General features: G+C 68.6%; 16 protein-coding genes. 7 read left to right on the forward strand and 9 right to left on the reverse strand.

Annotated features, from left to right (window positions below; genetic code table 11):
• Positions 1 to 18 precede the first annotated feature (18 nt).
• Entirely contained in the window at positions 19 to 1,350 is a 1,332-nt protein-coding gene (locus E9536_RS28995; RefSeq protein ID WP_136471608.1) for an epoxide hydrolase family protein, read from the reverse strand.
• 102 nt (positions 1,351 to 1,452) lie between these two features.
• Entirely contained in the window at positions 1,453 to 2,238 is a 786-nt protein-coding gene (locus tag E9536_RS29000) for a sulfite exporter TauE/SafE family protein (protein WP_136471610.1), read from the reverse strand.
• A 292-nt stretch (positions 2,239 to 2,530) separates the two neighbouring features.
• On the opposite strand from E9536_RS29000, the gene E9536_RS29005 reads away from it, so the two are divergent.
• On the forward strand, positions 2,531 to 3,874 hold the full coding sequence (locus E9536_RS29005) for a PLP-dependent aminotransferase family protein (RefSeq protein ID WP_136471612.1): 1,344 nt from the start codon (positions 2,531 to 2,533) through the stop codon (positions 3,872 to 3,874).
• Between the two features lie 46 nt (positions 3,875 to 3,920).
• Here E9536_RS29005 and E9536_RS29010 read toward each other — a convergent pair whose 3' ends face one another.
• The 4 genes from E9536_RS29010 to msuE form a co-directional block, all read right to left on the reverse strand.
• The gene (locus E9536_RS29010) at positions 3,921 to 5,165 is read right to left on the reverse strand and encodes an APC family permease (RefSeq protein WP_136471614.1); all 1,245 of its coding nucleotides are present in this window, start codon (positions 5,163 to 5,165) and stop codon (positions 3,921 to 3,923) included.
• 100 nt (positions 5,166 to 5,265) lie between these two features.
• Positions 5,266 to 6,495 (reverse strand): SfnB family sulfur acquisition oxidoreductase, encoded by a 1,230-nt coding sequence (locus E9536_RS29015; protein ID WP_168799586.1) that lies wholly within the window; start codon positions 6,493 to 6,495, stop codon positions 5,266 to 5,268.
• Between the two features lie 175 nt (positions 6,496 to 6,670).
• Positions 6,671 to 7,774, reverse strand: coding sequence for a dimethylsulfone monooxygenase SfnG (gene sfnG / locus E9536_RS29020; RefSeq protein ID WP_136471618.1), 1,104 nt, complete (start codon positions 7,772 to 7,774; stop codon positions 6,671 to 6,673).
• Positions 7,775 to 7,810: 36 nt separating this feature from the next.
• On the reverse strand, positions 7,811 to 8,371 hold the full coding sequence (gene msuE / locus E9536_RS29025) for an FMN reductase (protein WP_042975766.1): 561 nt from the start codon (positions 8,369 to 8,371) through the stop codon (positions 7,811 to 7,813).
• 48 nt (positions 8,372 to 8,419) lie between these two features.
• On the opposite strand from msuE, the gene E9536_RS41615 reads away from it, so the two are divergent.
• From E9536_RS41615 to E9536_RS29045, 4 genes are all read left to right on the forward strand, one after another.
• Entirely contained in the window at positions 8,420 to 8,608 is a 189-nt protein-coding gene (locus E9536_RS41615; RefSeq protein WP_168799587.1) for a hypothetical protein, read from the forward strand.
• Positions 8,609 to 8,726: 118 nt separating this feature from the next.
• A complete protein-coding gene (locus tag E9536_RS29035) occupies positions 8,727 to 10,073 on the forward strand; it encodes an acyl-CoA dehydrogenase family protein (protein ID WP_247873527.1) in 1,347 nt (448 codons plus the stop codon).
• Positions 10,028 to 11,191 carry a sigma 54-interacting transcriptional regulator gene (locus E9536_RS29040; RefSeq protein ID WP_168799588.1) on the forward strand — a complete coding sequence of 388 codons (1,164 nt, stop codon included), beginning with the start codon at positions 10,028 to 10,030 and terminating at the stop codon, positions 11,189 to 11,191. Before E9536_RS29035 ends, E9536_RS29040 begins: the two co-directional genes overlap by 46 nt.
• 248 nt (positions 11,192 to 11,439) lie before the next feature.
• A complete protein-coding gene (locus tag E9536_RS29045) occupies positions 11,440 to 13,140 on the forward strand; it encodes a dihydroxyacetone kinase family protein (RefSeq protein WP_136471622.1) in 1,701 nt (566 codons plus the stop codon).
• A gap of 33 nt (positions 13,141 to 13,173) precedes the next feature.
• On the opposite strand, the gene E9536_RS29050 is transcribed toward E9536_RS29045, so the two are convergent.
• The 3 genes from E9536_RS29050 to E9536_RS29060 form a co-directional block, all read right to left on the reverse strand.
• Positions 13,174 to 13,644 (reverse strand): hypothetical protein, encoded by a 471-nt coding sequence (locus E9536_RS29050; protein ID WP_136471624.1) that lies wholly within the window; start codon positions 13,642 to 13,644, stop codon positions 13,174 to 13,176.
• 29 nt (positions 13,645 to 13,673) lie between these two features.
• Positions 13,674 to 13,961 (reverse strand): DUF1330 domain-containing protein, encoded by a 288-nt coding sequence (locus E9536_RS29055; RefSeq protein ID WP_021160733.1) that lies wholly within the window; start codon positions 13,959 to 13,961, stop codon positions 13,674 to 13,676.
• Between the two features lie 213 nt (positions 13,962 to 14,174).
• Complete coding sequence (locus E9536_RS29060; protein WP_136471626.1) at positions 14,175 to 15,035, reverse strand: MaoC family dehydratase N-terminal domain-containing protein; 861 nt, start codon at positions 15,033 to 15,035, stop codon at positions 14,175 to 14,177.
• 312 nt (positions 15,036 to 15,347) lie between these two features.
• On the opposite strand from E9536_RS29060, the gene E9536_RS29065 reads away from it, so the two are divergent.
• Entirely contained in the window at positions 15,348 to 15,827 is a 480-nt protein-coding gene (locus E9536_RS29065) for a MarR family transcriptional regulator (protein WP_060170061.1), read from the forward strand.
• Positions 15,824 to 17,956 carry an FUSC family protein gene (locus E9536_RS29070; protein WP_060085827.1) on the forward strand — a complete coding sequence of 711 codons (2,133 nt, stop codon included), beginning with the start codon at positions 15,824 to 15,826 and terminating at the stop codon, positions 17,954 to 17,956. Before E9536_RS29065 ends, E9536_RS29070 begins: the two co-directional genes overlap by 4 nt.
• The last annotated feature ends 14 nt before the right edge of the window (positions 17,957 to 17,970 follow it).

The raw sequence follows: 17,970 nt of genomic DNA on the forward strand, positions 1-17,970 counted from the left end.
ACGATCGCGCGAATGCGTTCAGCGCAGTGACCGGAAGCTCGCACGCAGTTCTTCCGACAGCGCATTCGGCTGCTCCCAGGCTGCGAAATGCCCGCCACTGGGCAACCGGTTGTAGTGAATCAGTTTCGGATACGCGGCCTGCGCCCAACGCTTCGGCGCGGCGTAAATTTCATCCGGAAACACGCTCACGGCCACCGGAATGGTCACATGCTTCGGCGCAAAGAATTCGAGCTTGCTCTCCCAGTACAGGCGCGCCGACGAGACGCCCGTGCGGGTCAGCCAGTAGAGCGTGACGTTGTCGAGCACGTCGTCGCGCGTCAGTCCCTCGGTATGGCCATCGAAAACGCGCTCGATGAGCGCGAGGCCGCTCGCGTCGTGGTCAAGCATCCATGCGGCGAGTCCGACCGGTGAATCCTCGATGCCGTACAGCGTCTGCGGGCGGTTCGCCATTTCCTGCGCATAACCGAGGCCGTGCCTGTAGAAACGATCGAGCTGCTCGTACGCGTGCCGTTCGTCCGGCGGCAAACCGGCGGGCGCGGGCTCACCGGACTTGAGTGCCTTCGCGATATCGTCCGGCACCGCGGCCGGCATGTTCGTGTGAATCGCGACGAGCTCCGGCGGCGCGATCAGCGCCATCTGCTCGGTCACGGCATTACCCCAGTCGCCACCCTGCGCCACGTAACGCCGGTATCCGAGGCGTTTCATCAGGACGATCCACGCGCGCGCAATGCGCACGGGATCCCAGCCGGTCGCAGCGGGCTTGCCCGAGAACCCGTAGCCCGGCAACGATGGAATCACCACGTCGAACGCGTCCGATGCCGTGCCGCCATGGACCGTCGGATCGGTCAGCGGCCCGATGATCTTCAGTTGCTCGATGATCGAGCCGGGCCATCCGTGCGTGACGATGACGGGCAACGCATCCGGATGTTTCGAGCGAACGTGGATGAAATGAATGTCGAGCCCGTCGATCCGGGTGACGAACTGCGGAAGTGCGTTCAGCGTCGCTTCGACCTTGCGCCAGTCGTAGTCGGTCGCCCAATAGCGCGCGAGTTTCTGCATCGTCTCGAGAGGCACGCCCTGCGATGCGTCGGCGACCGCTTCCCGTTCGGGCCAGCGCGTTGCGTTGATCCGCCGCCGCAGCTCGGCAAGTTGCACGTCCGGCGCATGCACCCGCAGCGGGCGCACGGCGGACGCGTCGCCGCCGGCCGGTCGGGCAACGCCCACGACGGCCCGGCTCGCTTCGGTTTCGGCAAACGTGAGGCGGCTCAACGAACCTGCCACCGCGGCGGTCGCGGCTACGCCCATGAAATGACGCCGCGACGGCGTCCGCAAAGAAGTATCAGTCGACATACACGCTCCTGTTGGTCGGACGAACGACATCTGCACTACTGATTACCTGTCATTCGCAAGAACTTCGCACCGGCACCGGGAACGGGCGCCAGTGCGCCCGCTTCACGCGAGATAGCCGGAAACGCCGTCCCAGAAGAGTTTCAGCGCGGTCACCGCCAGCAATCCGTAGCAGATCCGATAGATCAGGCGCTGGTCCAGCCTGCCGTGCAGCCGCCAGCCCAATACCACGCCGGCCGGAACGGCGAGCAGACAGACCGCCATCAATGCCCAGACGTTCATGGTCGGCCGCACGATCAGCATCCAGGGCACCGCCTTGAGCGCGTTGCCCACGGTAAAGAAAAGACTCGTCGTTCCCGCGTACATCTCCTTGCCGAGACCGAGCGGCAGCAGGTACATCGCGAGCGGCGGCCCGCCCGAATGCGCGACCATCGTCGTGACGCCCGACGCGAAACCGGCGGTCACGGCCTTCGGTCGCGAACGCGGACGGACCGTCAGCTGCGCGCCGCCGGCCACCCACAGGCCGACGAATATCAGCGTGACCGCCGCCATCAGGAGTTCGATGGCCCGATGGTCGAGAAACCGAAATGCCAGATAGCCGCATCCGATACCCATCACCAGCCCGGGCAGCAGCAGAACGAGATCCGGCTTCGACCATGTCGAAGGCTTCCAGTACCGCAGCGCGAACAGATCCATCGCGATGAACAGCGGAGCGAGCAGACCGCCGGCGGTCACCGGGTCCATCACGAGCGACAGCAGCGGTATGCCGATGATCGCGAATCCACCGCCGAACGCGCCGCGCATGAACGCGATCACGAACACGCCCGCGAACGCGATCAGGATGGTGGTCAGCGTCAGTTGCAGCCCCACCGCGACCGGTGCGGCCGTCATGGCCGACTCGCCGACACGGAACGCCACACGGCGGGCTGCCGCGAGCCGGCTCGAAGCTGCGTCGCCGCCATGCGAGCGATCAGGGTTGAACGCGTTCCATGCATACTGCCTCTCCAATGGGTATGCCGGGGCGATGCAGTGCGCCGGTCAGGTGCACTGCCTGCCGCCCGAGTCGTACAAGCGTTGCAGCCCCGGTACAATCGACTCGCTGAAATCAGAATGCACCGCCTCATATCTCAGTGCAATAAAAACATTGACCTCGGTGCAATAATCATTGTTATCGGTGCAATCCATGTCCAAATCCGAGTATCTGCAACTGGCCGACGCGATTGCCGCGCAAATCGCCAACGGCACACTGGCGCCCGGCGATCGCCTGCCTCCCCAGCGTCTTTTCGCCGACCAGCATGCAATCGCCGCATCGACGGCGGGCCGGGTCTACACGGAGCTCTTGCGACGCGGGCTGGTGGTAGGTGAAGTCGGCCGCGGCACCTTCGTGTCGGGCGAGACGCGGCGCGGGGCGGCGGCGCCCGGGGAGCCGCGCGGCGTACGGATCGATCTCGAATTCAACTATCCGAGCGTCCCCGATCAAACGGCGTTGATTGCACGAAGCCTGAGCGGATTGCACCGACCGGCGGAACTCGATGCCGCGCTGCGCGAGGCCACCAGTATCGGCACCGCGGCCATCAGAAGCGTAGCCGCCGCCTATCTGTCGCAACCGGAATGGTCGCCGTCGCCGGACCAGCTCGTGTTTACCGGCAACGGGCGGCAAAGCATTGCCGCAGCCGTGGCCGCGGTCGTTCCGACAGGCGGGCGCTGCGGCGTGGAAGCGCTGACCTACCCGTTCATCAAGGGCATCGCCGCCAAACTGGGCATCTCGTTGGTACCGCTGGCGATGGACGATGACGGCGTGCGTCCCGACGCAGTGCAAAAGGCGCACCGTGAAGCCAGGCTGTCGGCAATCTATGTCCAGCCGGCCATCCAGAACCCGCTGGGCATGACGATGAGCACCGCGCGTCGCGCCGAACTGTTACGCGTGGTCGAAAAGCTCGACATTCCCGTCATCGAGGACAACGTGTACGGCTTCCTCGGCGACGAACCGCCACTGGCCGCGCTCGCTCCGGACGCCTGCATCGTGATTGACAGCCTGTCCAAGAAGGTCACGCCCGGCATGACCCTGGGATTCATCGTGCCGCCGCCGCGGCTACGCGAAAGCGTCATGGCATCGGTACGCTCGGGCGGGTGGACCGCCTCGGGATTCGCATTCGCGGCCGCGCAGCGGTTGATGCGCGACGGCACCGTGGCCGAGCTCGCGCAACTCAAGCGCATCGATGCGAGCGAGCGCCAGGCGCTGGCAATCGATCGTCTCGCGGGTTTCGATATCCGGACCAACGGCAAGTGCTACCACCTGTGGCTGACCTTGCCGGCGCACTGGCGCTCACAGGCGTTGGTCGCGGCCGCGGCCAGGCGCGACATCGGGCTGACGCCGTCGACCACGTTTGCCGTCTCGTCCGGCCATGCACCGAACGCGGTAAGGCTCGCACTGGCCGCGCCGACCATGGACCAGCTCGACGCCGGGCTGCGGACACTGACCGCGATACTGAACGGCCGCGAAGAAGATTTCGACTTGACCGAATAAGCCCCGTCCAGCCGACCGGCGCGCCGAAGTCCGACGGCGCGCCCCGTCACTTCGTCAGCAACTCGGCCTCCAGCTCGCGCAACCGCTCCGGAAACCGGACGCGCAGCACCAGGAACCACCCGAGCCCGATCGCCAGCAGCGCGACGAACACATAAGGCAGCCACGCATACACGCCCTCCGGCACCGGATACACGCTGCCGGCCAGCGGAATCGCGAGCAGCACGACCGCAATGACGCTGATCGCCACATGCCGCGCGCGAAGCCGGCGCTGGCGGCGCAGATAGAGCGGCGCGCCGATCGCCACCAGCACGTATGCAAGCAGCCAGCCATACGTGGCAATCGAGCTGAGATAGCCATACGAATCGAGTAGCGCGGTGCCGCGCGCGGTGAATACCAGCGCGGTGACCAGCGCCAGCACCGCGATCAGCGCCACCGCGACGTGCGGCGTCGCATTGCGCTCGTGTGCGTGGCCCGTCGACGCATGCAGCACGCCCTGCCGCCCGAACGTATAGACGATCCGCGCCGCCGCATTGATCGACGAAAAGAACGCCGCGAAGAAGCTCAACGCCACGCCTGCGTCGATCAGCACGCCGACCCAGCCGGCGCCGAGCCGATGCGCGAGCACCATCCCGAGCTGCAGCTGGGTCGGCTTCACGCCTTCGAGCGTCAGTTGCGCGCGATCGACCGGATGGCCGCCGAACGCGATCGTCCCGATCACGACGACGGCGATCAGCAGCAGCGTCGCGAGTTCGACGAACAGCGTGAAACGCGTGGACAGCCGGATGTCGCGAAACGCGATGTACCACGCGGCGAACGCGGTGACGACCGTGAGCCCGAGCACCGCGCCGAGCGGCGTCGCGCCGCCGAGCAGCCCGGTCTCGCGGCCCAGCACGAGAAACGTGTTGATCGTCCCCTGCAGGATGCCCGCGGCGGCCACCGCATAGGCAATCAGCAGCGACCAGCCGCAGATCGCGCCCCAGACCGGCCCAATGCCGGCCGACACGTATGCATACAGCGCCCCCGGCGACGCCGAATCGCGCGCGAACACCGAGATGCTCCACGACGCAAACAGCAGCGCGACGATCGCGAACAGGTACGCGAGCCACGTGCCGTTGCCGGCCGTCGCGAACACGGCGGGGATCAGTACGCCGATCCCGCCGGACACGCCGACGAGGCCGATCGACTGCGCAATCAGTTCGGGCAGGCTCAGGTAGTTGCGCCGCAGGCCGCCCGCCGGCGGTGCGGCATGCTGCGCGGGCAGTGCCTGCGCGGGGCTTGCTGGATGACTCATCGATTGACCTCGTCAGGAATGAAGCGGCGCCGCGTGCGTGCCGTCCGCGGCGGTGGTGGTGGTGATGGTGAGGGTGGTGACGGCGGCCGGCGCGAGCCGGTCAGTTCCAGGAGTGGCGCGCGGGCTTCACGCCGTTGAGGTAGTAGTTGCCGATCGCGTGATACTTCCAGCGCACCGGGTCGTGCAGCGTATGCACGCGCGCGTTGCGCCAGTGGCGGTCGAAGTTGTATTTCGCCAGCGTCGACTTGCTGCCGCCGAGCTCGAACAGCTTGTTCGCGGCAAGCAGCGCCACTTCGGTCGTCGCGATCTTCGCCTCGCCCACCGCGATCGCGGCCTGCGCGACCGTTTCCTCGCCCGGCTCGCGCTTCGCCGCGTCGACAAAGCGGCCCGAGCGCGCGAGCAGCGCTTCGGCCGCGTGCACGCGGTACGCGATGTCGCCGATCTGCGCGACCGTCAGCGGGTCCTCGCTCGCGCGCTCGACGCCGCTGTCGATCCACGGGCGCGCATGCTGCTGCACGAACGCGATCGTGTCCTGCAGCGCGGCGCGCGCGATCCCGAGGTCGATCGCGGCGGTCGTGATCTGCGCGAACGGGCCCGCGAAGGTCGGGCGATCGTACGAACGCTGCGTGTGGAAGATTTCGAACGGGCTCACGCGCACGTTCTCGACGATCACCGTGCCGCTCGCGGTTGTGCGCTGCCCGAAGCCGCTCCAGTCATCCACGACGGTCAGCCCCGGCGCACCCTGCCGCACGAAGGCGAGCACGGCCTGGTCCGACTCGTCGAGCGCGAGTACCGGAATCCAGTGCGCGAACAGCGTACCGGTCGAATAGAACTTGCGGCCGTTCAGCACGAACGCGTCGCCGTCGCGATGCACGCGCGTCCGGATATCGAGCACGTTCTTGCCGCCGGCTTCGGAAAACGCGTTCCCGTAGCGTGTGCCCTTCAGGACGAGATCGAAGAAGAAGCGCTTCTGCGCATCGCTGCCCTCGAGGCGGATGTCCTCGATCAGGCAATAGTGGTTCTGCGGGATCTGGCCGAGCGACGGGTCCGCCTCGGAAACGATCGCGATCACTTCCGCGAGCGTCACGTTCGACACCTCCGCGCCGCCGTATTCGCGCGGCACGGTGATGCCCCACAGCCCGCTCGACGAGAACAGTTCGATCTCGTCGAACGGCAGCTTCCGCTCGCGGTCGCGCAACGCAGCGTGCTCGGCCAGCCGTGCCGCGACCTGACGCGCGACGTCGAGTGCCTCGGCATCCGAGCCGATGACGGGAACGGGCGTGGCGCCCGCTTGCGGTTGCACGTTTTCTTCGATGATTTCCGTAGACATGTCGATTCCGGCAAAGCTCATGAACCGGCCGGCGGCGCCGGGAAGCATCCGCCGACCTCCTGTTTCGATATCCGAAACGTCAAACCGGGTCGACCCGCGAGAACCGCCGGTGTCGCCCCTTCGATCGGCCGGCGCGCGGCACGCGTTCGTGCCCGCCGCGCACCGCGCCGTCGCATTACGCGGCAACCGCCTGCCGCCGAGCCTCGAGTTCGCGCACGAGCGGCAGCACGCGCTGGCCGAAGTATTCGACCTCCTCGATGAAATGCAGGAACCCCGCGAGCACGAGATCGACGCCGATCGCCTTCAGCGCGACGATCCGTTCGGCGATCTGCTGCGGCGTACCGATCAGGTTCGTGCGGAAGCCGTCGTTGTACTGCACGAGATCCTCGAACGTCGATTTCGCCCAGTTGCCCTCACCCTCCGGCGACGCCTTGCCGGCCTGCTTCACCGCATCGCCGAACGCGTGCACGGCCTCGACGTGCGCGTGCCGGATGATGTCGTCGAGCACGGCCTGCGCCTCTTCCTCCGTATCGCGCGCGATCACGAACGCGTTGACGCCGATGCGCACGCGATGGTTGTTCGCCGCCGCCTTCGCACGGATGTCGTCGATCTGCGCCTTCAGGTTCTCCAGCGTATTGCCGTTCGTGAAATACCAGTCCGACACGCTCGCCGCGTTGTCGCGCGCCGCGCGCGAGCTGCCGCCCTGGAAGATTTCCGGATGCGGCTTCTGCACCGGCTTCGGGCTCAGCGTGTAGTCGTTGAAGCGGTAGAAATCACCCTTGAACGTGAAGTTGTCCTGCGTCCAGATGCCTTTCAGCGCCTGGATGAATTCCTTCGAGCGCCGGTAGCGTTCGTCGTGCTCGAGCCACGGCTCGCCGATCGCGGTGAATTCGCCCTTGAACCAGCCGCTCACGACGTTGATCGCGATGCGACCGTTCGAGATATGGTCGATCGTCGCGAGCTGCTTCGCGACCACGGCCGGGTGCCACGGCCCCGGCAGGATCGCGGCGAGCACCTTGAGCTTCGTCGTCGCATGCAGCAGCGCCTGGCTGAACGACACCGACTCGTGCTGGTATTCGGCGCCGTAGCCGGCCGTGAAGCGGATCTGGCTCAGCGCGTACTCGAAGCCGGCCGCCTCGGCCGTGCGTGCGAGCTGCTGGTTGTATTCGAGGCTCCAGTCGGTGCGTTGCTCGATCGTGCTGACGACGAGGCCGCCGCTGACGTTCGGCACCCAGTAGGCGAACTTGACGCCGTCGGCGGAAGAGTCGGAATGGCTCATGAGTGTGTCCTGGTCGGAAGGGAAAACGCTGGCGGCCTAGGCGGCCGCGACGGAAAGCGCATGCGGGCGCAGCTGCGGCACCGCGCGATCGACGGCGAGCGCGATGCGCGCACGCAGCGCCGGGCTCGCGATCTGGTACTGGTCGAAATCGCTTTCGGACGCATACACGCCGATCGGCAGCGTGCGTGCCTGGAAGAAGCTGAACAGCGGCCGGAGCTGATGGTCGATCACGAGCGCATGACGCTCGCTGCCGCCGGTGGCGGCGAGCAGCACGGGTACGTCGACCAGCGCCTCGTGATGCACAAGGTCGAACAGGTGCTTGAAGAGGCCCGTGTACGACGCGCGATACACGGGGCTCGCGACGACGAGTGCATCGGCCGTCTCGATCGCACGGATCTGCGCGTCGAGGTCGGCCGGCACCTGCGCGCGCGTCAGCGCGCCGGCCAGCCGGCTGCCGATCTCGCCGAGTTCGATCAGCCGCGTGTCGATCGGCAGCGCGGCGCCGAGTGCCGCGACGATCGCGTCGGTCAGCGCCAGCGTGCGCGACGGCCGTTGCAGGCCGCCCGATATCGCGACCACGTTGATTGCATTGCTCATCGGTTGCATTCCCATTGTCGAATCGGGTGCCGATGCACCCACCACGTCATGGGTCAGCAAGGAGCGTGCCATTTCGACGACGGCGATGAAAAATCGATCGTCTGCATGACGAAATGCATCGCGATCGACGGCCTGTCGTGGCACACCCGCCGATCGACATACGTTGATAAGCGTGCCAGCCACGGCATCACAACCATATTCCGCAGCACGATGAACTGGGGGAAACAGCGCTGCTGATGCACTGCTGCGTAATCAGCAGCGCAGTGTGCGGCGGACGCATTTTTCCGCTTCCGCACGGATTCCGGCAGGCGCGCAGCGTCCAGCGCAGCAATCCGGCATTGGTTATCAGAAATCGATGTTTCCCGCGTTGCGCAAAACGTTGAACACTCTGCTGATCACGCAGCACCCGGTCGGCAATGCCCGATGCAGCCTGGCCGTTTTCGTGCAGCGACCCGACGCATTCATCGCCATGACATCCATTTCCGTATCGCCCCGCGCGGAAAGCCTGCGCGTCGTCGCGCCGTCCCGCGACGAACCGGCTCCTCCCGACGCGCTGCAAACCGCCGGACGCCTGGCGGCCGGCTTTGCACGAACTGCGGCCGAACGCGACCAGCAGGGCGGCACGCCGAAGGCCGAGCGCAACCAGTTGCGCGACAGCGGCCTCCTCGCGCTGAGCATCCCCGCCGCCTACGGCGGCCTCGGCGCAAGCTGGCGCACGACGTTCGACGCGGTCCGCGTGCTCGCGGCCGCCGACAGTTCGCTCGCGCACGTATTCGGCTTCCATCACCTGATGCTCGCAACCGTGCGGCTGTTCGGCACGCCCGCGCAGTGGGAATCGTGGTTCGAGCGAACCGCACACCAGCAGTGGTTCTGGGGCAATGCGCTGAATCCGCTCGACGAACGCACGGTCAGCCGTTCGCGCGGCGCATGGCACGAGTTCAGCGGCCAGAAGAGCTTTTGTTCGGGGGCACTCGATTCGCAGATGCTGATCGCGTCCGCGCACGACGCGCAGACGCGCGCGTTCCTGATCGCGGCCGTGCCGACGCAGCGCAGCGGCATCTCGATCGCCGACGACTGGAACAACATCGGCCAGCGCCAGACCGACAGCGGCACGGTCACGTTCGAGAAAGTGCGCGTCGAGGAACACGAACTGCTGACGGACCCGGGCCCGCTGTCGACGCCGTTCGCGTGCCTGCGCCCGCTCGTCGCGCAGCTCGTGCTGACGAACGTGTATCTCGGCATCGCCGAAGCCGCGTTCAGCGACGCGCGGCACTACACGCTACACGAAGCGCGGCCGTGGCCCGGCGCGCAGGTCGCGAGCACCGGCGACGATCCGTACATCCTCGGCCAGTACGGCGAATTCTGGGTCGGGCTCGAAGCCGCGCGCGTGCTCGCCGACCGCGCGGCCGATCGCCTCGACGCCGCGTGGGCGCGCGATGCGGCGCTCACGCATGCGGAGCGCGGCGAGGTCGCGCTCGCCACGGCCGCTGCAAAGGTGTCGGCCACCCGCACCGGGCTCGATCTCTGCACGCGCATGTTCGACGTCGCCGGCGCGCGCGCGACGCATGGCGCGCTGCGGCTCGACCGGCACTGGCGCAACCTGCGCACCCATACGCTCCACGATCCGCTCGCGTACAAGATTCGCGAGATCGGCGAATGGGCGCTCAAGCGAACCTGGCCGACGCCGGGCTTCTACTCGTGAACCGCTCCCCTTCCGATGCGTGGCCCGACGCCGCGCCCGTGCTCACGCTGCCCGACCGGCCCGCGCTGGCGACGTCCATTCGCGCCCGCGCGCAGGTGTTCGTCGATCCGCGCTCGGTCGCGCTCCTCGAACGGATTCGCCTGGTCGCGCCGAGCGACGCGAACGTGCTGATCGTCGGCGAAACCGGCACCGGCAAGGAACTGATCGCGCGGCACGTGCACGGCCTCAGTCGCCGCAGCAACGGGCCGTTCGTCGCGGTGAACTGCGGCGCCTTCTCCGAGACGCTCGTCGAGAGCGAACTGTTCGGTCACGAGAAGGGCGCGTTTACGGGCGCGTTCAGCGCGAAGCCCGGCTGGTTCGAAGCCGCGAACGGCGGCACGCTGTTTCTCGACGAGATCGGTGACCTGCCGCTGTCGATGCAGGTCAAGCTGCTGCGCGTGCTGCAGGAGCGCGAGGTCGTGCGGCTCGGCTCGCGCACGGGCGTGCGGCTCGGCTCGCGCACGGGCGTGCCGATCGACGTGCGCGTGGTCGCCGCGACCAACGTCGATCTGCAGCAGGCCGTCGCGCACGGGCAGTTTCGCGGCGACCTGTTCTACCGGCTCAACGTCGTGCAGCTCGCGGTGCCGACGTTGCGCGAGCGCCCCGGCGACATCCTGCCGCTCGCGCGCCACTTCTTCGACGACTACCGGAGCCGCCTCGGCTACGGGCCGCGCAGCATCGACCCGCGCGCCGAGCGCCGGCTCCAGGCATACGGCTGGCCCGGCAATATCCGCGAACTCGAGAACGTGATCCATCACGCGCTGCTCGTGAGCCGCCACGACGCACTGCAGGAGGCCGACCTGCATCTCGCGTCGTACGACGCGACGGCCGCCGTGCATGCACCGGCGCAGGAACCCGACCCGGCAACCGGCGCGCAGGCTGCACTCGAACGCGCGCTGCGTGCGCTGTTCGACGAGGATCACGGCAACCTGTTCGAGCGCATCGAGGACACCGTGATGCGCGTCGCGTTCGAATTCAGCCACCGCAACCAGATCCAGGCCGCACGGCTGCTCGGCATCAGCCGCAACGTGCTGCGCGCCAGGCTGATTCGCGCGAAGGAGATCGCGGCAATGAAGTAGCCGCGCATGGGAGCACGCCGCCGCCCCGCTCCGGCGCGTTTCGCGCCGCGATCCGTGCGGCAGGGTTCGAACCTGATGTATCGTGGCGCGAGGCGCGCGCCTCGTTCCCCTCCCGCATCCGGTCGTCCGTTGCATGACCGCCCGGGCCCGGCGACAGGACGCACGCACGATCCTCCGCAACACGAAAGGCCGTCCGGCGCCCGTGCGGGCCCGGCCGTGCCTCGTTCACCCGTCCGGAACCCGTCGCCATGAAAAAGCTTGTCAACCGCCCGTCCGATGTCGTCCGAGAAATGCTGGAAGGCATCGCGCGGCAGTCGCCGCATGTCGCGATCCTCGGCGACGAGCACGTGCTCGTCCGCCAGCCGCTGCCCGAGCCGGCGCAGCGCCCCGTCGCCGTCATCTCCGGTGGCGGCAGCGGCCACGAGCCCGCGCACGGCGGTTATGTCGGCGAAGGGATGCTGAGCGCGGCCGTCTGCGGCGAAGTGTTCACGTCGCCGTCCACCGACGCGGTGCTCGCCGCGATCCGTGCCAGCGCGGGCCCGAACGGCGCACTGCTGATCGTGAAGAACTACACGGGCGACCGGCTCAATTTCGGGCTCGCCGCCGAGCTCGCGCGCGCGGAAGGCATTCCGGTCGAGACGGTGATCGTCGCCGACGACGTCTCGCTGCGCGGCCGCGTCGAGCGCGGCCAGCGGCGCGGGATCGCCGGCACCGTGCTGATCCACAAGCTCGCCGGTGCGGCTGCCGCGCGCGGGCTGCCGCTCGCACGGGTCGCGGCCATCGCGCGCGACGCGGCGGCCGAGCTGGGCACGATGGGCGTCGCGCTCGACGGCTGCACGATCCCCGGCGCCGACAAGTCGGGCTTCAGCCTTGGCGATCACGAGATCGAACTCGGCCTCGGCATCCACGGCGAGAAAGGCGTCGAACGCCGCGCACCGCTGCCGGCCGATGCGCTGGCCGACACGCTGCTGTCGAGCATCGTCGCCGATCTCGTGCTCGACCGCGGCGAACGCGTCGCGCTGTTCGTCAACGGCCTCGGCGCGACGCCGGACATGGAACTCGCCATCGTGCTGCGCGCCGCGCACGACAACCTGACGCGGCGCGGCATCGTCGTCTCACGCGCGTGGGCCGGCACGTTCCTGTCGGCATTGAACATGCCCGGCTGCTCGATTTCCGTGCTGCGGCTGAACGACGAACGCGCGGTGCTGCTCGACGCGCCGACTCAGGCGCGCGCATGGCCGGGCGGCGGCGCGGTGAATACGCAGATCCGCGTGGCCGAGGCCGCTGCGCAAGAAGCGCCGCTGCCGCCGCTCGATGCGACCGGCCGCGCGTGGGCGGCGCGCCTGCAACCGGCACTGCACGCGGTCGCGCAGACGCTGATCGATCATGAGCAGACGCTGACGGACCTCGATGCGGCCGCCGGCGACGGCGATCTCGGTGCGAGCATGCTGCGCGCCGCACAGGCGATCCTCGCGCTGCCGGAAACCGCGTACGGCTCGCCGGCCGGCGTGCTCGCGGCGCTCGGCGCCGCGTTGCGCCGCGCCATCGCCGGCAGTTCGGGGCCGTTCTACGCGACCGCGCTGCTGCGCGCATCGCGCCGGCTGGCCGATGTCGCCGAGCCGTCGGCGCGCGACTGGGCCGCGGCGTTCCACGGCGCGGTGGACTCGATCAGCGAACTGGGCGGCGCGCACGCCGGCGACCGGACGATGCTCGATGCGCTGGTGCCGGCCGTCGCGGCATTCGAACGGGCGCTCGACAACGATCGCGATCACGCGGGCGCATGGGCGGCGGCGGTCGAAGCCGCCGAGCACGGTGCGCAGGAAACCGCGCAGATGACGCCGCGCGCGGGGCGTGCGAGTTATCTCGGCGAGCGCGCGATCGGCACGCCGGATGGCGGTGCGGTGGCGGTGTCGTACTGGTTGCGCGCATTGCAGCCGCACGTGCGATAAGCGGTGGCGGCAGGCTGATGCGGGCCGCCCGCATCAACCTGCCGCACGCGTCCCGGTTCGCCCCGGCAGCAGCGCGGCGCCGATTGCGGCCACGCCGAAACTCGCGAGCCAGCACCAGTAGCCGATTGCATCGAGATGAACCGGCTCGACCCCGCCGGCTTCATTGACGACGATCCGATGCTGCGTCAGGAAGCTCGACCCGAACAGCAGCGCGAGCACGGCCAGGGTGACCGCCTGCGTGCGCCGGCGCTTCGCGATCAGCCACCAGGCCGCGAACACGAGCGGGTTCGCGAGCCACGCGAAGATGCCGAAGAAAAGGCCCATCCAGCCGGTCAGCAGCACCTGCCAGCCGTCGGCCCAGGAATGCGGATCGGGTGCGCCCGTGCGGAACGGCACGGTGAACATGGCGACCAGATAGAGCACGACGCTGATCGCGAGCAGCACGGTCGTGGCGCGGCCCATCGGCGGTCGGACGGTCGCAGTGGCGGGGGTCGATGTGTTCATGGTCGTGCCGGGCGCCCGATGCGGGTCGTTCAGACGCCTTCGACCAGCACGGCACGATAGCGCGCGCCCTTGAAACGATGCTGGACGACGTCCTGGTATTCGGGGCCGTGATACCACGCGTGCGCGGCTTCCTTCGACGGAAACTCGACGATCACGACACCTTCCGGGCCTTCGCCCTCCAGTGTTTCCTGCGGGCCATAGGCGGCGAGCACCTTGACCGGATGCCCGGCAAGCGTCGCGCCGACCTTGCTCTGGTAGACGTCGAGTTCGTGCTGGTCCTGCGTGCTTTCACGTGTAAACACAATGTAGGTGGCCAAGATACGTGCTCCTGATGCGATGCGTGGAAGGTGGAAAGGCCGGCCGCGCGCCGCACCGTCGGGCAGGACGGCACGCGGCCTGCTCGCAGCTTACAGCGGTTTCGCGACGAGCGCCGGAGCCCGCCCGCATGCCCGCCCGAGCAGCTGCGGCGGGCACCACCGGTCGTCCGCGTACGGATCCTGCCGCGACGCGGACGAACGGAACGGCGCCCGTCACGCAACGGTCGCGGTGGCCTGCATCGTCAGCCAGCCGTCGCGATCCTTCGCCCACAGCTCGATCGTCTTGCCGTCGTCCGACGGCTTGCCGCACAGCGTGAACGGCTCCCCGTCGAACGTCGGGCGCACCGCGCGGAACGCAAAGCTCACGAGCGCGGCATCGGGCCGTTCGCGCCGCACGAGATCGACGAGCAGCGTCGCGATCAGCGGGCCGTGCACGACGAGCCCCGGATAGCCTTCCTCCTGCGTCACGTAGCTGCGGTCGTAGTGGATGCGGTGGCCATTGAAGGTCAGCGCCGAATAGCGGAACAGCATCACCGCGTCGGCCGTGACCGTGCGCGACCACGCCTCGCCTGCCGGCGCCGCGATCGGCTTCGGCGCGGGTGCGCCCGGCTGCGGCGCATCGCGATAGACGATGTCGTGCTCCTCCTCGACGCACGGCACGCCGTCGCACTCGATCCGGTGCTGCACCGTCACGAAGACGAGCCGGCCGCTGCGGCCCGTCTTGTCCTCGAGGTTCACGATCGTCGATTCGCGCATCGCGCGCCGTCCCGTGCGCAGCGGCGCATGGAACGTCAGGCGGCCGCCGGCCCACATGCGGCGCGGCAGCGGCACGGGCGGCAGGAAGGCGCCACGCTTCGGGTGGCCGTCGGGGCCGAGTTCGGCCAGCGGCGCGACGGGCAGGAAATAGAGCCAGTGCCACATCGGCGGCACGACGTCGCCGGGCGACGGGCGGTCGAGCGTGGCGGCCAGCGCGTTCAGCGGGAACGCGGTGATGTCGTCGCCGAGCGTTTCGGTCTTGCCGAGCCACGCGTCGAGCGACGCCGGGGCGGACGGCTGCGAGGATGGGGTGGACACGTGCGGAATCTCCGGGAGGCTTGCAACGGCTTCAATATGCACGCCGCGCGCCGTTTCGCGAAGCCGGATTTCCCGAATCCCTTCCAGATTCCCGGCTTCGAACCCGCCTCCCCCGCCGCGTGGCCGCGCGGGACGGCTTTCGTCCGATCATTCGATCGCGCTCGCCGTGTGCGGGCCGGGCCGACATCCTTGCGGCTTGACCACCGCCGGCACGCCGCCTAAATTGCTTCAGACGGGCCGGCCGCGACGTGTCATACGGGTGACAAAAACGATAGTTTGCTATCGAATTATTTTGCCCCTATCATCTCGCCCATGACCAATCTGCACGACCTCCGCCTCGCCGTCAGCAGCCTGCTCGTGCTGTCCGCCCGCAAGTGGCGCCGCACCAGTGACGGCGTGCTGAACGCGTACAACGTGTCCGAGGCCTGCGCGACACCGCTGCTGATCGCCGGGCGCCTCGGCGAAGGCGTGCGGCAAGGCACGCTCGCCGAACACGTCGGCATCGAAGGGCCGTCGCTCGTGCGCCTGCTCGACCAGCTGTGCGCGGCCGGCCTTGCGCGCCGCGACGAGGATCCGCACGATCGCCGCGCGAAGACGATCTCGCTGACGGCCGCCGGCCGCGCGGTCACCGCGAAGATGGAGGAGGACCTGCGCGTGCTGCGTGCGCAGGTGCTCAAGGGTGTCACGCGCGCCGATCTCGAAGCGACGCTGCGCGTGCTCGACGCATTCAATACATCCGAATCGCCCCCACCCGCCGCGCGCGCATCCCGCACCGGCAACGCCACGTCATGACCTATCCGAGCCTTCGCGACTGGCTGTTCTCGGGCAAGACGTTCGCCGCGTCGATGCTGGCGCTGTACCTCGGCCTGTATTTCCAACTGCCGCGCCCGTACTGGGCGATGGCGAGCGTCTACATCGTGTCGAACCCGTTCGTCGGCGCGACACGCTCGAAGGCGCTGTATCGCGCGCTCGGCACCGCGCTTGGCGCGGCTGCCGCGATCTTCTTCGTGCCGCCGTTCGTCGAGACGCCGCTGCTGTTCGCGATCATCGTCGCCACCTGGTGCGGCACGCTGCTCTACCTCGCGATCTCCGACCGCACCGCGCGCAGCTACGTGTTCATGCTCGCCGGCTATACGATGCCGCTCGTCGCGTTGCCGACCGTGACCGATCCGTCCACCGTGTTCGACGTCGCGATCGCGCGTACCGAGGAGATCGTGCTCGGCATCGTCTGCGCGAGCGTGGTCGGCAGCGCCATCTTCCCGAACCGGCTCGCGCCGACGCTGATCGAGCGCACCGATGCGTGGTTCAAGGACGCCGCGTTCTACGGCCGCGAGACGCTGTCCGGGCACCTTGCCGGCAAGGCGCTGTCCGCGTGCCGGCAACGGCTCGCGGCAACCATCACCGGCCTCGAATTCCTGCTGAGCCAGCTGAGCTACGACCATGCGCATCCGCGCATCCTCGCGCGTGCGCAGGCGCTCGCGGGCCGGATGCAGCTGTTCCTGCCGCTGATGTCGTCGCTCGCCGATCCGTTGATTGCGCTGATGCGCGACCTGCATATCCGGCCGGCCGGGCTGGACGACCTGCTCGCCGATGCCGCGAAATGGTTCGACGCACCGTTGCCGGCCGTCAAGGCCGGCAACGACGGCGACATGACCGACGACCCGGTCGCGGAGCGCCTGCGCGAACGCATTGCCGCGCTGCAGCCGGCCGACGACGCGCTCGCGAGCTGGGACGGCGCACTGCTGTCGAACGCGCTGTGGCGGCTGCGCCAGGTCATCGACATCTGGCAGGACTGCCGCTCGCTGCGCGCGCTGATCGGCAACGAATCGGGCGTCTGGCAGCCGCGCTACCGGCACTGGCGGCTCGGCGGCACCGAGCGCTTCTTCGATCGCGGGATGATGCTGTTCTCGACGCTGACCGTCGCCGCCGCGATCGTGTTCGCGAGCTGGCTGTGGATCGCGTCCGGGTGGCACGACGGCGCCGCGGCCGTCACGCTCGTGGCCGTGTCGTGCAGCTTCTTCGCCGCGCTCGACGAGCCGGCGCCGCTGGTGTTCAAGTTCTTCCTCGCGACGACCGCGAGCGTGGTGTTCGCGGGCCTGTACCTGTTCGTCGTGCTGCCGCACGTGCACGATTTCGCGATGCTCGTCGTGATGTTCGCGGGCCCGTTCATCCTGATCGGCACGCTGCTGCCGCGCCCGCAGTTCAACATGGTGACGATGCTCGTCGCCGTGAACACGGCCACCTTCATCAGCATCCAGGGTGCGTACGACGCCGATTTCTTCGTGTTCCTGAACAGCAACCTCGCGGGCGTCGCCGGGCTGCTGTTCGCGTATGTGTGGACGCGTGCGACGCGGCCGTTCGGCGCCGAGCTCGCGGTGCGGCGCCTGCTGCGCTCGGGCTGGGAAGACGTCGCGCGCTCCGCGTCGACGCAGCCGCTCGACGACCAGCGCAACCACGCGTCACGGATGCTCGACCGCGTCACGCAGCTGCTGCCGCGCCTCGGCGCGTCCGACGACCACCGTCATCCGTCGATCGAGAGCTTCCGCGACCTGCGCATCGCACTGAATGCGCTCGACCTGCGCCGCTCGCGCCGCCGGCTGTCGGGCGACGTGCCCGACGCGATCGACCGCGTGCTGGCCGGCGTCACCGACCACTACGCACGCTGCGCGGCCGCGAACGCGCGCCAGCCGGCACCGCCCGCGCTGCTCGCGACGATCGACGACGCGCTGCAGCGCGTCGCGGGCCGCAACCTGCCGGGCGCCACGCCGGCGGAACACGGCGCCGCGCCCGCTGCGCCGGCCACGCCCGCCACGCATCGCCGGCTGCGCGATACGCTGCACGCGCTCGTCGGCCTGCGCCTGTCGCTGTATCCGGCCGCGGCGGGGCAGCCGCCGCAGGCGCCCGACGGAGCACGCGCATGATCCCGCTTTCCCAT

The organism is Burkholderia sp. LS-044, assembly GCF_004803625.1.
In the GTDB taxonomy this organism is placed as follows: domain Bacteria; phylum Pseudomonadota; class Gammaproteobacteria; order Burkholderiales; family Burkholderiaceae; genus Burkholderia; species Burkholderia cepacia.